Origin of the sequence: Pseudarthrobacter sp. NamE2 (genome assembly GCF_005796205.1) — a bacterium.
Taxonomy (GTDB): domain Bacteria; phylum Actinomycetota; class Actinomycetes; order Actinomycetales; family Micrococcaceae; genus Arthrobacter.
The window spans coordinates 198,245-212,737 of record NZ_VAHN01000001.1 but is presented as its reverse complement, the minus strand read 5'-3'; the positions used below and the strand labels follow the sequence as shown (position 1 = coordinate 212,737).

The window sequence follows — 14,493 nt, the reverse complement described above, 5'->3', positions numbered from 1 at the left end:
CGGGTGGACATGGCCAGCCAAGCACCAGGCACTGACATTCCGGGCCGGCCCGTCCGGCGCGTGGGCTAGGCGTTGAAGAACGCCTTCAGTTCGTCCACCCGGTCCAGGCGCTCCCAGGTGAAATCCGGCTCGTCGCGGCCAAAGTGGCCGTGCGCCGCGGTCTTGGCATAGATGGGCCGCTTAAGGTCCAGGGCGTCGATGATGGCGCGCGGCCGCAGGTCGAAGATTTCCGCAATTGCAGCACTGATGCGGGCCGGATCCACCGTCTCGGTACCGAAGGTTTCCACATAGGTGCCCACCGGACGCGCCTGCCCAATGGCGTAGGCGATCTGGATTTCGGCGCGCTTGGCCAGGCCGGCAGCCACCACGTTCTTGGCAACCCAGCGCATGGCGTAGGCGGCGGAGCGGTCCACCTTGGACGGATCCTTGCCGGAGAAGGCACCGCCGCCGTGCCGTGCCATGCCGCCGTAGGTGTCGACGATGATCTTGCGTCCGGTCAGGCCCGCGTCACCCACTGGTCCGCCGATGACGAACTCGCCGGCGGGGTTGAGGATGTTCGAGACGCGCGAGACGTCCAGGTTGGCTCCGGCGAGGACCGGGTCGATGACAATGGCGGCCAGGTCTGCCCGGAGCCGGTCCAGGCTGGCACCCTCGGCGTGCTGGCTGGAAATCACCACGGTTTCTACCGAGACCGCGAGGTCCTTGTCGTAGCCGACGGTGACCTGGGTCTTTCCGTCGGGACGGAGGTACGGCAGCTCGCCGGACTTGCGGACTTCCGTCAGCCGCTCGGACAGGCGGTGCGCCAGCCAGATGGGTGTGGGCATGTACGAAGGGGTCTCATCGCTGGCGTAGCCGAACATCAGGCCCTGGTCGCCGGCGCCCTGGAGGTCGTAGTCGTCCTCCTGGCGTCCCTCGCGGGCCTCAAGCGAGTTAAACACGCCGCCCGCGATGTCATTGGATTGCTGGCCGATGGACACCGAGACGCCGCAGCGGGCCCCGTCGAAGCCGTTGGCGGAGGAGTCGTACCCGATGCCCAAAATGGTCTCGCGGACAATTTGGGGAATTTCGACGTACGCGTCGGTGGTGACTTCGCCGGCCACGTGCACCAGCCCGGTGGTGGCCATGGTTTCGACGGCTACCCGCGATTCCGGGTCCGCAGCCAGCAGGGCGTCAAGGATGGCGTCACTGATCTGGTCGCAGATCTTGTCGGGATGGCCTTCGGTGACCGACTCGGATGTAAAGAGCCGGAGTGCGGAGGGCGCGGCCCCGGAAGTCTGGGGAAGGTGCAGGGGTAAAGTCACTCATCTACCTTACTGGTTGGGATCCGTGCAGCCGGCAGGAGACCTCCACAGATGTCCCCGTGCTACGCGGACGTGGCCTGGATCACCAGGCGCGGGGCGAAACAGGTTCAGTTCAACGCAAGATGGTTCAGTTCATCGCCGATCCGGCTGATAATCGCGGCAGAGACTTCGGCTTTGGTACCGGACGCCTCCTGCGGCCCGGAACCGGAACGCGAAAGGATGACCACCGAGTTGGTGTCCTGTCCGAACACCTTGTCCGAACCGACGTGGTTGACCACCAGCAGGTCGCAGCCCTTGCGCTGGAGCTTCGCCTCCGCATAGGCCAGCACATCGCCCTGGCTGTCTCCGGTCTCCGCAGCGAAGCCGACAATAAGCCGGTGCTGCCCCGACGGCCCTGCCGCATTCCGGACTTCCACCAGTTCCTGCAGGATGTCCGGGTTGCGGACCAGCGTGATGACGGGGTCCGCGCTGTCATCGCGTTTCTTGATCTTGGTGTCCGAAACAACCGCCGGACGGAAATCGGCCACCGCAGCAGACATGATGAAGACATCGGAGTCGCCGGCTGTGGCCAGCGCGGCCTCCCGCAGCTGCAGGGCCGTCTCCACGGGCACCACCTCGACGCCGGGCGGCGGCGGTACTTCCATGTGGGCCGCCAGCAGCCGCACAGTGGCCCCGGCGTTCCGGGCGGCGACGGCGAGGGCAACGCCCTGTTTGCCGGATGAACGGTTTCCGAGGAAACGGACCGGGTCCAGGGGCTCACGGGTGCCCCCTGCGCTGATGGTGACGGTCCGGCCGGCCAGCGGCAGCTGGAAGTCCGTCTGTCCCTGCACCAGGGCGATCGCTGCATCAAAGATGGCTTCCGGCTCCGGCAGCCTGCCCGGACCGGAGTCAGCGCCGGTGAGCCTGCCTGTAGCCGGCTCCAGGACTGCGGCGCCGCGGCTTCGCAGGGTCTCGACATTTGCCTGGGTGGCAGGGTGCTGCCACATTTCGGTGTGCATGGCGGGCGCGAAGAGCACCGGCCCGTGGGCCATCAGGAGCGTGTTGGTGAGGAGGTCGCCGGCCTGGCCGGTAGCTGCCCGGGCCAGGAGGTCCGCCGTGGCCGGGGCAATCACCACAAGGTCTGCCTCGTGGCCCAGCCTGACGTGGTTGACCTGGTGGACGCCGTCGAAGACGCTGTTGCTGACCGGGTTGCCGGACAGGGCCTCCCACGTGGCCGTGCCGACGAACCGGGTGGCGGCCTCGGTAGGAATAACAGTCACATTGTGGCCGGCTTCAGTAAAAAGCCGGAGGAGCGACGCCACCTTGTAGGCGGCTATCCCTCCCCCGACTCCGAGGACTATGCGCACGTGACCTCCGTCAACAGCAACCGGTTCAGCGGCAGGCTACTCTGCGGCTTCGATCGGCGTGGAAACCAGCTTGCCTTCGTTGATCTCGCGCAGGGCGATGGAAAGGGACTTCTCGTTCAGCTTGGTGTCGACCAGCGGGCCGACATACTCGAAGAGGCCCTCGTGCAGCTGGGCGTAGTAAGCGTTGATCTGACGAGCACGCTTGGCACCGAAGATCACCAGGCCGTACTTGGAGTCGGCTGCCTCAAGCAGCGAATCGATCGGCGGGTTGATGATGCCTTCAAGGTTCGTGGACACGAATTCTCCAAATTCCTAACGGGCTGACGGTTCCGGCAGGTGCGGGTGCGGGGTCAGCCCCATGAGTGAAACAAGCTCGTCCGCTGCCCGGCGGACGTCATCATTGATGACGGTGTGGTCGAACTCCGGTTCAGCAGCAAGTTCCAGTTTAGCGGTTTCCAGGCGCCGCTGCTGTTCCTCGGGCGTTTCGGTGCCGCGTCCCACCAGGCGGCGGACCATTTCGTCCCAGCTGGGCGGGGCCAGGAAGACGAACTGGGCGTTGGGAACGGCCGCTTTGACCTGCCGTGCACCCTGCAGGTCGATCTCCAGGAGCACCGAGCGGCCCTCGGCAATGGCGCGGTTTACGGTGCTCTTCAGCGTTCCGTAGGTGTTCTGGCCGTGCACCACTGCCCACTCCAGGAGCTCACCGTCGGCAATGAGCCGCTCGAACTCCTCCTTGGACTTGAAGAAGTAGTGGACCCCGTCAACTTCGCCGGGACGTGGCGCCCTGGTGGTGGCCGAGACGGAGAGCCATACCTCGGGATAGTTGTCGCGGATGTAGGTGGACACGGTGCCTTTGCCAACAGCCGTCGGACCTGCGAGGACTGTCAGTCCCGGTTTCTTGCTCACATATTCCTTTGCCGGAGTTCGGGGATGGGGGGTGGTAACCCGCCCTAATGCTCGTCAATAAAATTTACCAGCGCCTGGCGCTGGTGCACGCCGAGACCCCGGACCCGGCGGGACGTGGCGATGCCCAGCTGCTCCATGATGGCTGCTGCGCGGACCTTGCCGATGCCCGGCAGCGCTTCCAGCAGTTCCGAGACCCGCATGCGCGCGAGGGCATCGTCCTCCATGGCGGAGTTAATGATGTCCGCTGCCGACCGCTGGCCGTTCTTCAGGCTTTCCTTTGCGGCCGCCCGGGTGGCCCGTGCTGCGGCTGCCTTGTTCAGGGCGTCAGCCCGTTCCGACGCGGACAATGGTCGCAGCACCATGGCGGACACCCCCGGATTCGGCGGATTGCATCCAAAGGCGGCCGCCCTTGAACCTGTCCTGAAACTACCCTCTGGTGCGGTCCGAATCAATGCATCCCTGCAATCGGAAGGCTATCCGGCCAGCAACCCGTCGCGTGTCCGGAGAGCGGCTGCACGCAGTCCGCGCAGTTCCGGGCCGGCAGACAGGATATCCCTGCTGGAGGTGCCCAGCACCTGCGGGTAGGCGGCGCCAAAGGTGGCCCGCAGGTCTGCAGGGGTGGCACCCTGCGCGCCGAGCCCGGGAGCCAGGATGGGCCCACGGACCGCGGCAAGGTCAACGTCCAGGTCCGACAATGCAGTTCCCACGGTAGCCCCTACCACGAGGCCCACGGAGCCGAGGCTGCCCCGGTAGCGGGCGTTTTCCGCGGCCGCTGCCTGGGCGATCCTGTTTGCCACCGAGTCCGCTCCCCCGACGTGCTGGACCGAGGCGCCCTCCGGGTTGGAGGTCAGGGCCAGGACGAAGACGCCGCGGCCGGTTGCGGCGGCCAGGTCCAGCGCCGGACGCAGCGACTCGAAGCCCAGGTACGGGCTGAGCGTGACAGAGTCCGCTGCCAGCGGGGATCCGTCCCGGAGCCAGGCGTCAGCGTAGGCCGCCATGGTGGAACCGATATCGCCGCGCTTGGCGTCGGCAATGGTGAGCACGGATTCGTCGCGGGCCGCGGCAAGCAGTTCTTCGAGTACGGCCATGCCGGCCGACCCGTGGCGCTCGTAAAGCGCCACCTGCGGCTTGACCGCGGCAGCGAGCGAAGCCACGGCCTCCAGAACGGTGAGGGAGAAACGCCGCAGCCCTTCGGCGTCGTCGTCCACTCCCCAGCTCCCCAGCAGCGCCGGGTGGGGGTCGATGCCCACGCAGAGGGGCCCGCGGGCCGCCATGGCGGCACCGAGCCGGGAGCCGAAGGACTCCCGGCCGGCGCCTGGTACCTGCTCAGGCATTCTGCAGGGCCGCCTTCTGCGAGGCAGCTGCCTTCTGCGACTCGCCCAGGGCTGCAGCGTGCTCCTGCAGGCTGGTCACGGACCACTCGTAGGTGCGCTGTGCCTCGATGGCCTGGACCGCGGCGTTGAACTCGGCCACCGTGGTGATGCAGGGGATGCCGATGGAGGTTGCGGCGGCACGGAGTTCGTAGCCGTCGCTGCGGGCTTCGCCGCCGGACGGGGTGTTGAACACCATGTCGATCTGGCCGGCCACTACGAGGTCGGCGATGGTGCCTTCCCCTTCGGCGCTGCTGCCCTCGGCCACCTTGCGGACCGGGGTGGCCTGGATGCCGTTGCGGCGCAGGACGTCGGCGGTACCGCCGGTGGACACAATCTCGAACCCGAGGTCGGACAGGCGCTTGACGCCCATGATCACGGAACGCTTGTCGCGGTTGGCGACCGACACAAAGACCTTGCCTTCGGTGGGCAGCGCATTGTTGGCGCCGGCCTGGCTCTTCGCGAACGCGGTGTCGAAGTGCTTGTCGATGCCCATGACTTCGCCGGTGGAACGCATTTCCGGGCCGAGCAGCGAGTCCACCACCTTGCCCTGCGGAGTGCGGAAGCGGCTGAACGGCAGGACGGCTTCCTTGACGGCCACCGGGGCGTCCAGCGGCAGGGTGGACCCGTCGCCGGTTTCCGGCAGCATCTTGTAGGCCGTGCGCAGCTGGTTGATGGTCACGCCGGTGCCGATCAGGGCAGCGGCCTTGGCCATCTGCACGCCTGTGGCCTTGGAGACGAACGGTACCGTCCGGGAGGCGCGCGGGTTGGCTTCGAGCACGTACAGGACATCGGAGGCCAGCGCGAACTGGATGTTGATCAGGCCGCGCACGCCTACGCCTTCCGCGATGGCGCGGGTGGCGGTGCGGACGCGTTCGACGACGTTGCTCCCCAGGGTGATGGGCGGCAGGACGCATGCGGAGTCACCGGAGTGGATGCCGGCTTCCTCGATGTGCTCCATGATGCCGCCCAAGTAGAGGTCGGTGCCGTCGAAGAGGGCGTCGACGTCGATTTCGACGGCGTCCTCGAGGAAGCGGTCGATCAGGACCGGGTGGTCGGGGGTGATCTCGGTGGCGTTGGCGATGTACCGGGAGAGGTTGGCCTCGTCGTAGACGATTTCCATGCCGCGGCCGCCCAGGACGTAGGACGGGCGGACCAGCACGGGGTAGCCGATCTCGTCAGCGATCTTCTTGGCGTCCTCGAAGGAGACGGCCGTGCCGTTCTTCGGGGAAACCAGGCCGGCCTGGTCCAGCACCCGGGCGAACGCGCCGCGGTGTTCGGCGAGGTCGATGGCCTCCGGGGAGGTGCCGAGGATGGGAACACCGGCGTCCGCCAGCTGCTGTGCAAGCTTCAGCGGGGTCTGGCCGCCGAGCTGGACGAACACGCCCATGACTCCGCCGGTGCGTTCCTCGGCGGCGATGACCTCCAACACGTCCTCGAGGGTCAGCGGCTCGAAGTACAGGCGGGTGGAGATGTCGTAGTCGGTGGAGACGGTCTCCGGGTTGCAGTTGACCATCACCGTCTCGTAGCCGGCCTTGCGCAGCGCCATCGACGCATGGACGCACGAGTAGTCGAATTCGATGCCCTGGCCGATGCGGTTGGGGCCGGAACCCAGGATGATGATGGACGGCTTGGAGTGCAGCGCCACCTCGTCCTCTTCGTCGTAGGCCGAGTAGTGGTACGGGGTGTACGCGGCGAACTCTGCGGCGCAGGTGTCCACGGTCTTGTAGACCGGGCGGATGCCGAGGGCCTGCCGGACCCCGCGGACCACGGCCTCGGAGTTGTGCGTCAGGGCACCGATCTGCTCATCGGAGAAGCCGTGGCGCTTGGCCCGCTGCAGCATGTCCTTGGTGAGGGCGCCTGAATTGCGGATTTCGCGGGAAATCTCGTTCAACAGCTGCAGCTGGTCCAGGAACCAGGGGTCGATCTTCGTGGCGTCGAACAGCTGCTCCACGGTGGCGCCGCCCAGGAGGGCGCGCTGGACCTGGTGGAGGCGTTCGGTGGTGGGGCGCTTGGCTTTTTCGATGAGCTCGGCGACCTCCCATTCGGGAACGCTGCTGAAGTCCAGCTGCGAGCCCTTCTGCTCAAGGGAGCGCAGCGCTTTCTGCAGGGCCTCGGTGAAGTTGCGGCCCATGGCCATGGCTTCGCCCACGGACTTCATGGTGGTGGTCAGCGTGTTGTCCGCGGCCGGGAACTTCTCGAATGCGAAGCGCGGGACCTTGACCACCACGTAGTCGAGGGTGGGCTCGAAGGACGCGGGCGTCTTCTGGGTGATGTCGTTGGGGATCTCATCCAGCGTGTAGCCCAGCGAGAGCTTGGTGGCGATCTTCGCGATGGCGAAACCGGTGGCCTTGGACGCCAGGGCGGAGGACCGGGACACGCGGGGGTTCATTTCGATGACGACGACGCGGCCGGTGGCGGGGTCAATCGCGAACTGGATGTTGCAGCCGCCCGTGTCCACGCCCACCTCGCGGATAACGGCGATCGCGACGTCGCGCAGCTTCTGGTACTCGCGGTCCGTCAGGGTCAGCGCCGGGGCCACCGTGATCGAGTCGCCGGTGTGGACGCCGACGGGGTCGAAGTTCTCGATGGAGCAGACGACAACCACGTTGTCGTTCTTGTCCCGCATCATCTCGAGCTCGTATTCCTTCCAGCCGAGGATGCTCTCTTCGAGCAGCACCTCGGTGGTGGGGCTGTACTGCAGGCCCTGGCCGACGATGCGGCGCAGGTCGTCCTCGTTGTAGGCCAGGCCGGAACCGAGGCCGCCCATGGTGAAGGAAGGCCGCACCACCATGGGGTAGCCGAGTTCCTCGGCGGCCTTGAAGGCCTCGTCCATGGTGTGGATGATGTGGCTGCGGGCGGACTCGGCGCCGCAGCGCTCCACCACGCCCTTGAACTTCTCGCGGTCCTCGCCGAGCTCAATGGCGGCGATGTTCGCGCCGATCAGTTCCACGTTGTACTTCTCGAGCACGCCGTTCTTGTCCAGCGCGATGGCGGTGTTCAGCGCGGTCTGCCCGCCCAGGGTGGGCAGGACGGCGTCCGGGCGTTCCTTGGCGATGATCTTCTCCACCACCTCGGGAGTAATGGGCTCGATGTAGGTGGCGTCGGCGAACTCGGGGTCCGTCATGATGGTGGCCGGGTTGGAGTTCACCAGGATGACCCGCAGGCCTTCCTCCTTGAGGATGCGCAGTGCCTGCGTGCCGGAGTAGTCGAACTCGGCGGCCTGGCCGATGACGATGGGTCCGGATCCGATGACCAGGACACTCTTCAGGTCTGTTCTCTTGGGCATTACTTTTCGTCCTCAGTCTTGTTGGCGTCCTGCTGGCCGGCAGCGGCGCGGTCGATCGGATTGTGCACGGAGTCCACCGGTTCCTTGGACAGGTTGGCGGTCCGGCCGTCGCGGGTTCCGTCCATCAGTTCAATGAACCGGTCGAAGAGGTAGGCGGCGTCGTGCGGGCCGGCTGCGGCCTCTGGGTGGTACTGCACGGAAAACGCCGGGATGTCCAGGCAGGCGAGGCCTTCCACCACGTCGTCGTTCAGGCTCACGTGGCTGACCTCCACCCGGCCGTAACGCGCCTCGGGTGCCTGCGTGGCGCCGTCGAGCGGTGCGTCCACGGCAAAGCCGTGGTTCTGGGAGGTGATCTCCACCTTGCCCGTGCGGCGGTCCATCACCGGCTGGTTGATGCCGCGGTGGCCGTAGCGGAGCTTGTAGGTGCCGAACCCGAGGGCGCGGCCCAGGATCTGGTTGCCGAAGCAGATGCCGAAGTAGGGCAGCTTCTCGTCGAGGACGGAGCGGAGCAGCTTGACCTGCGTTTCGGCGGTGGCGGGGTCGCCGGGGCCGTTGGACATGAAGACGCCGTCCGGGTTCACGGCCTTGACGTCCTCCAGGGTGGCGGTGGCCGGCAGGACGTGGACGCGGACGCCGCGTTCGGCGAACCGGACCGGGGTCATGGCCTTGATGCCGAGGTCGATCGCGGCGACGGTGAAGAGCGGGTCCCCGTCCCAGCCGTGGTCCTTCGGTTCCACCACGTAGGCCTGGTCCACGCTGACTTCCTCGGCCAGGCGGGAGCCTTCCATGGGGGCGCTGGCCAGGACGGCGTCCAGGAGTTCCTTGTCCGTGCCGGCGGCGGCGTCACCGGAGAAGATTCCGGCACGCATGGTCTTGTGCTCGCGCAGGTGGCGGGTGATGGCGCGGGTGTCCACGCCCTGGATGCCCACAATGCCCTGTTCCGCGAGTTCCTCGTCCAGGGAACGCTCGGAGCGCCAGTTGGAGGGCCGGCGCGCGGCGTCGCGGACGATGTAGCCGGCAACCCAGATGCGGCGGGATTCTGCGTCCTCGCTGTTCACGCCGGTGTTGCCGATGTGCGGTGCGGTCTGGACCACCAGCTGGCGGGCGTAGGAGGGGTCGGTGATGGTTTCCTGGTAGCCGGTCATGCCGGTGGCGAAGACGGCTTCGCCCAGCGCCGTTCCGGTGGCGCCATAGCTGGTCCCGCGGAAGATGCGGCCGTCTTCGAGGACGAGGACTGCCGGAGCGGAGGTAGTTGCTGTCACTGTATTCGCTTTCACTGCTGGGTTTGTCGCTGCTGTCGGTTTCGCGGCTCTGGTGTCCGCTGCTTTACTGTCCACTGCCGGCACCACCTGCTGCCGGTGCCGTGGAGATGAGGTCCTGGAGCGCTGCGTACAGCGTGTCCTTGTCCGTGGCGCGCCGGGTACGGAAGCCGGTGTCCAGCTCGTGCGCGCCGAGCATCCACGTCAGTACCAGCAGGCCGTCCTTTTCCACGAACTTGCCGGTCATGCCGCTGTCCAGCCGGACGCCGCGGAGGGAGGCTGCGGGAATGTAGACGGCCTGGGCGCCTGAGCGGCCGAAGAGGACCCCGTGGGGGTACACCGCCAGCGTGGAGTTGGTGCGGATGCCGAGCCCGTGCACGGCGATCCGGTCCAGCCAGTCGCCGCCGGTGGTGGTGGCAACGTACTGGCCCTCGGCAAAGGCGCCCGGCTCACCGGGTGCCTCGGGCACCGGGGGCAACGGGTCGACGTCGGACTGCCGCCGAAGGCGGTTCCGCCAGCCGATCGCAAGAAGGACAAAGACGACGGCGGCAATCGCCAGCATCGCCAGTCCGGGAAGGATTTTGTCCATCAGGCGGCACCTGCCGGAGCGGCTGCGTACGGGAACGGGGTGTTGAGTCCGCCGTCCAGGACGGTGGGGTGCCCCTTGAAGAACGTGGCCACCACCTTGCCCGGCAGCTCGCGGCCCTTGAAGGGCGAGTTCCGTCCCATGGTGGCCATCCGGTACGGGTCGACGGTCCAGCGCGCGGCCGGGTCCACCAGGATTACGTTGGCCGGCTCCCCTGCCTCCAGCGGCCGGCCCTGGTCCTCGAGCCGGCCGATCCTGGCCGCCGCCGTGGAGGTGACGCGGGCAAAGTCGGCCCAGGTCATCATCCCGGTTTCGATCATCGTGTGCTGCACTACGGACAGGGCTGTCTCCAGGCCGGTCATGCCCATGGCTGCCTGGGCCCACTCGCATTCCTTGTGCTCGCTGGGGTGGGGTGCATGGTCCGTGCCTACGACGTCGATGGTGCCGTCCGCCAGCCCGGCGCGCAACGCCTGCACGTCGGCGTCGGTCCGCAGGGGCGGGTTCACCTTGAAGACGGGGTCGTAGCTGCGGACCAGGTCATCGGTGAGCAGGAGGTGGTGCGGCGTGACCTCGGCGGTGACGTTGATGCCGCGTTGCTTGGCCCAGCGGATGATCTCCACGGAACCGGCCGTGGACACGTGGCAAACATGGAGGCGTGAGCCCACGTGCTGGGCGAGCAGGACATCGCGGGCGATGATGCTTTCTTCGGCGACCGCGGGCCAGCCGGTGAGGCCGAGGACTGCTGATACCTCGCCCTCGTTCATCTGGGCACCGGCGGTGAGGCGGGGTTCCTGCGCATGCTGTGCCACGACGCCGTCGAACGCCTTGACGTACTCCAGCGCCCGGCGCATGAGGACGGGGTCGTGGACGCAGATGCCGTCATCGGAGAACATCCGGACCCGGGCGCGGGAATCTGCCATGGCGCCGAGTTCCGCCAGTTGCTCCCCAGCAAGGCCAACGGTGACGGCACCGACGGGCCGTACATCCACCCAGCCGGCGGCCCGGCCCAAGGAGTAGACCTGCTCCACCACGCCGGCGGTGTCCGCTACGGGGGTGCTGTTCGCCATGGCATGCACGGCGGTGTAGCCCCCAAGCGCCGCTGCGCGGGTACCGGTTTCCACGGTTTCGGCGTCCTCGCGGCCGGGTTCGCGGAGGTGGGTGTGCACATCCACCATGCCGGGAAGTGCCACCAGGGCGGCGGCATCGATGACTGTGGCGCCGTCAGCTGAGAGGCCGGTTCCGGTTTCGGCGATGACGCCGTCCCGGATCAGGAGGTCCGCCGGTGCGCCGCCCAGGATTGAGGCGCCGCGGATCAGGTAGGTTCCGGTGTTGCCTGGCATCAGTTGCTCTCCTTGGTGGAATGGGCGGCGCCGGCCGAGGCCAGGACCGGTGCGGCGGCTGCTTCACGGGTATCCCCGGAGAGCAGCAGGTACAGGGCGGCCATCCGCACGGACACGCCGTTGCGGACCTGGGCCAGGACGGTGGACCGCGGCGAGTCCGCGGCCGCCGCGGAAATTTCCAGGCCGCGGTTCATCGGGCCCGGGTGCATGATGATGGTGTCCTTCAGGCCGAACCGGTCGAGGGCCTTCAGGCGGTTGTCGTCAAAGCCCCAGCGGCGCGAGTATTCACGGGTGCTGGGGAAGTACGAGGCGTTCATCCGCTCGCCCTGGACCCGCAGCATCATGACCGCGTCCACGCCCTGCGCCAGCGTTTCGTCCAGGTTGTAGCTCACCTCGCAGGGCCACTTTTCGACGCCGATGGGGAGCAGCGTGGGCGGCGCCACCAGGGTGACGTCGGCGCCGAGGGTCTGGAGGAGCCACACGTTGGAGCGTGCCACGCGGGAGTGCAGGACATCGCCGGCAATGGCGACGCGCATCCCCTTCAGGTCGGCGCCCTCGGATTCCGTCCCGGCAAGCTTCGCCCAGTGCCGGCGCATGGTGAACGCATCCAGCAGCGCCTGGGTGGGGTGCTCATGGGTGCCGTCGCCGGCGTTGATAACGGCGGCGTCGATCCAGTCCGTCGCAGCCAGCCGGTGCGGCGCGCCCGAGGCCCAGTGCCGGATGACGACGGCGTCCGCACCCATTGCGGACAGCGTCTGGGCCGTGTCCTTGAGGGACTCCCCCTTGGACACCGAGGAGCCCTTGGCGGCGAAGTTGATGACGTCCGCCGAAAGGCGCTTCGCCGCGGCCTCGAAGGAGATGCGGGTGCGGGTGGAGTCCTCGAAGAAGAGGTTCACTACGGTCCGGCCCCGCAGGGCGGGGAGCTTCTTGACCTCCCGGTCCCCCACCGCCGCCATTTCCTCGGCGGTGTCGAGGATCCTGATGGCATTCGTCCGGCTGAGGTCCTGGGTGGAGAGCAGGTGCTTCACAGGCCGCCTTCGATCACTACTTCATTGACGGGGGTGCCGCCGGGGGGTGTGTCGGTTTCTTCGAGCCGGACCCGGACCTTCTCCGCAGATGAGGTGGGGAGGTTCTTGCCCACGTGGTCGGCGCGGATGGGGAGTTCACGGTGGCCGCGGTCAATCAGGACGGCCAGCCGGACGATGCGGGGGCGGCCAAGGTCCACCAGGGCATCCAGGGCGGCGCGAATGGTGCGGCCGGAGTACAGGACGTCATCGATGAGCACCACGACCTTGTTGTCGATGCCGGTGCGCGGCAGCCTGGTGGGATAGGGCGGCCGGGTTCCCTGGCGGGAGAGGTCGTCGCGGAACATCGTCACGTCAAGCTGGCCCACGATTGCGGCAGCATCAACGGTGCTGTCCGCGGCGGCAATTTTTTCGGCAAGCCGGACAGCCAGCGGGTAACCGCGGCGCGGGATGCCCAGCAGGACCAGGTCCTGGGACCCTTTGTTGGCCTCAAGGATCTCATGGGCGATACGAGTAAGTGCCCGGTCGATGTCAGCCTGGTTCAGGACTGTCCTGGCTGGAACCGGTGCGCTGGTGACAAAAGTCAACGCTCGTCTCCCCTTTCCCCGCCTCACAGGACGGAATTAAAAAAGGATCATGTGCGGTTCCAAAATTACCACAGAGGCTTCGGCACGCCCGTGCCGCAGGGACGCGGTGATGGTCACATGCATACTGCCGCACTCATATTGTCCTTGGTAGTCCTGCGCTGCGCACCTAGGCTTTCGGATATGTCGACGCATCCCCGCCAGCCCCCGTCCGGCCAGCCCGAAGATCCCTACTCCGGCCCGTCCGAATACCTTCCGCGCCAGGCGAATCCGAGCTGGATGGGCCATGTCCAGCCAGAAAACTACCGCCCTGCCCCGGGACACCAGGGGGGTCCCGTGCACGACGTGCTCCCCCCGCAGGTGCAGGGACGGGCGCTCGAGGCCGCACGCTCGCGGGGCGGCCTGGCAGGCCTGACGGTTGCCGGAAGCTTGCTCGCGTTCCTTAGCCTGTTCCTGGTGGTGCCGTTCCTGCTCTCCAACACGGGGACGGCAGGTTTCCTGATCGGTTTCCTCGCGTCCCTGCTTCCGCTTTCGGTGGTGCTGCTGGCGGTCCATGTCATCGACAAGTGGGAACCCGAACCCAAGCGGCTGCTGTTTTTCGCCTTCACCTGGGGAGCAGCCGTCTCGATCGCCGCCACCCTCCTCATCCAGCCGTTCTTCGTCCTGGCTTTCCAGTTCTCCGACGTCCCGGACCTGCAGACCTACATGGCCACCGTACAGGCCCCCATCGTGGAGGAATTCGCCAAGTCCCTGGGCCTGCTCCTGCTGCTCCTCCTTGCCCGGAGGCACTTCGACGGCCCTGTGGATGGCGTGGTGTTTGCCTTCACCATCGCCGGAGGATTCGCGTTCACAGAAAACATCCTGTACTTCGGCAGGGCAATCGCGGAATCGGCGAACCCGGCCAGCGACTTCGCCCAGGTGTTCTTCCTTCGCGGGGTGATGTCACCCTTTGCCCACGCGATCTTCACGGGCACCACCGGGCTCATCATGGGTTTCGCTGCCAGGCGCTGGCACGCGGGTGCTGCCGTGGGCGCCTTCTTTTTGGGTCTCCTGCCGGCGATGTTCCTGCATAACCGCTGGAACAGCATGGGCCAGGGATTCCTGGTGGATTACGTCGTAGTGCAGGTGCCGATTTTCTTCCTCGCCGTCGGCGGCATCGTCCTGCTGCGGGTGGCGGAAAAAAGGCTGACCCGGCAACGGTTGCTGGAGTATTCGGCAGCGGGGTGGTTCACTCCGGCCGAAGTGGAACTGCTGGGAACCGTGGGGGGCCGCCGGACCGCTTTGAACTGGGCTGCCGGCTACGGCAGGAGGCAGCACATGAAGGAGTTCCTCAAGGCGGCCACGCAACTGGCGAACACCCGCCAGCGCATCCTTAGCGGCCGCGACGTATCGCTGCACCAGGCGGAGGAACGGCAGCAGCTGCAGCGGATCCTGGCGTTGCGGGCCGCAGTCACCGGTTGACCTGCCAACACAAAGAAGGACACACG

General features: G+C 67.0%; 13 protein-coding genes. 1 reads left to right on the top strand and 12 read right to left on the bottom strand.

Going from position 1 to position 14,493, the window contains the following annotated elements; genetic code table 11:
* Positions 1 to 65 precede the first annotated feature (65 nt).
* The 12 genes from metK to pyrR form a co-directional block, all read right to left on the bottom strand.
* Positions 66 to 1,301, bottom strand: coding sequence for a methionine adenosyltransferase (gene metK, locus FDW83_RS01025; protein ID WP_240720793.1), 1,236 nt, complete (start codon positions 1,299 to 1,301; stop codon positions 66 to 68).
* A 107-nt stretch (positions 1,302 to 1,408) separates the two neighbouring features.
* Entirely contained in the window at positions 1,409 to 2,647 is a 1,239-nt protein-coding gene (gene coaBC, locus FDW83_RS01020) for a bifunctional phosphopantothenoylcysteine decarboxylase/phosphopantothenate--cysteine ligase CoaBC (protein WP_138135761.1), read from the bottom strand.
* A 36-nt stretch (positions 2,648 to 2,683) separates the two neighbouring features.
* Positions 2,684 to 2,944, bottom strand: coding sequence for a DNA-directed RNA polymerase subunit omega (gene rpoZ / locus FDW83_RS01015; RefSeq protein ID WP_003800778.1), 261 nt, complete (start codon positions 2,942 to 2,944; stop codon positions 2,684 to 2,686).
* A gap of 15 nt (positions 2,945 to 2,959) precedes the next feature.
* On the bottom strand, positions 2,960 to 3,553 hold the full coding sequence (gene gmk, locus FDW83_RS01010) for a guanylate kinase (protein ID WP_138135760.1): 594 nt from the start codon (positions 3,551 to 3,553) through the stop codon (positions 2,960 to 2,962).
* Between the two features lie 44 nt (positions 3,554 to 3,597).
* On the bottom strand, positions 3,598 to 3,915 hold the full coding sequence (gene mihF, locus FDW83_RS01005; RefSeq protein WP_171027399.1) for an integration host factor, actinobacterial type: 318 nt from the start codon (positions 3,913 to 3,915) through the stop codon (positions 3,598 to 3,600).
* A 111-nt stretch (positions 3,916 to 4,026) separates the two neighbouring features.
* Positions 4,027 to 4,887, bottom strand: a complete 861-nt coding sequence (pyrF, locus tag FDW83_RS01000; protein ID WP_138135758.1) for an orotidine-5'-phosphate decarboxylase — start codon at positions 4,885 to 4,887, stop codon at positions 4,027 to 4,029.
* A complete protein-coding gene (carB, locus tag FDW83_RS00995) occupies positions 4,880 to 8,212 on the bottom strand; it encodes a carbamoyl-phosphate synthase large subunit (RefSeq protein WP_138135757.1) in 3,333 nt (1,110 codons plus the stop codon). Before carB ends, pyrF begins: the two co-directional genes overlap by 8 nt.
* Positions 8,212 to 9,474 (bottom strand): glutamine-hydrolyzing carbamoyl-phosphate synthase small subunit, encoded by a 1,263-nt coding sequence (gene carA, locus FDW83_RS00990; RefSeq protein WP_240720792.1) that lies wholly within the window; start codon positions 9,472 to 9,474, stop codon positions 8,212 to 8,214. Before carA ends, carB begins: the two co-directional genes overlap by 1 nt.
* A 64-nt stretch (positions 9,475 to 9,538) precedes the next feature.
* The gene (locus FDW83_RS00985) at positions 9,539 to 10,060 is read right to left on the bottom strand and encodes a hypothetical protein (RefSeq protein WP_138135755.1); all 522 of its coding nucleotides are present in this window, start codon (positions 10,058 to 10,060) and stop codon (positions 9,539 to 9,541) included.
* Positions 10,060 to 11,397 (bottom strand): dihydroorotase, encoded by a 1,338-nt coding sequence (locus FDW83_RS00980; RefSeq protein ID WP_138135754.1) that lies wholly within the window; start codon positions 11,395 to 11,397, stop codon positions 10,060 to 10,062. The genes FDW83_RS00985 and FDW83_RS00980 overlap by 1 nt, the downstream gene beginning before the upstream one ends.
* The gene (locus FDW83_RS00975; RefSeq protein ID WP_138135753.1) at positions 11,397 to 12,425 is read right to left on the bottom strand and encodes an aspartate carbamoyltransferase catalytic subunit; all 1,029 of its coding nucleotides are present in this window, start codon (positions 12,423 to 12,425) and stop codon (positions 11,397 to 11,399) included. Before FDW83_RS00975 ends, FDW83_RS00980 begins: the two co-directional genes overlap by 1 nt.
* Positions 12,422 to 13,009, bottom strand: a complete 588-nt coding sequence (gene pyrR, locus FDW83_RS00970) for a bifunctional pyr operon transcriptional regulator/uracil phosphoribosyltransferase PyrR (protein ID WP_138135752.1) — start codon at positions 13,007 to 13,009, stop codon at positions 12,422 to 12,424. Before pyrR ends, FDW83_RS00975 begins: the two co-directional genes overlap by 4 nt.
* A gap of 180 nt (positions 13,010 to 13,189) precedes the next feature.
* Between pyrR and FDW83_RS00965 the strand changes: the two genes are divergently transcribed.
* Positions 13,190 to 14,467, top strand: coding sequence for a PrsW family intramembrane metalloprotease (locus FDW83_RS00965; protein WP_138135751.1), 1,278 nt, complete (start codon positions 13,190 to 13,192; stop codon positions 14,465 to 14,467).
* The last annotated feature ends 26 nt before the right edge of the window (positions 14,468 to 14,493 follow it).

Coding starts and splice junctions, on each gene's coding strand:
- mihF (WP_171027399.1), bottom strand. CDS start 3,915: ATGGTGCTGCGACCATTGTCCGCGTCGGAACGGGCTGACGCCCTGAAC.
- FDW83_RS00980 (WP_138135754.1), bottom strand. CDS start 11,397: ATGCCAGGCAACACCGGAACCTACCTGATCCGCGGCGCCTCAATCCTG.
- pyrF (WP_138135758.1), bottom strand. CDS start 4,887: ATGCCTGAGCAGGTACCAGGCGCCGGCCGGGAGTCCTTCGGCTCCCGG.
- FDW83_RS00965 (WP_138135751.1), top strand. CDS start 13,190: ATGTCGACGCATCCCCGCCAGCCCCCGTCCGGCCAGCCCGAAGATCCC.
- carB (WP_138135757.1), bottom strand. CDS start 8,212: ATGCCCAAGAGAACAGACCTGAAGAGTGTCCTGGTCATCGGATCCGGA.
- FDW83_RS00985 (WP_138135755.1), bottom strand. CDS start 10,060: ATGGACAAAATCCTTCCCGGACTGGCGATGCTGGCGATTGCCGCCGTC.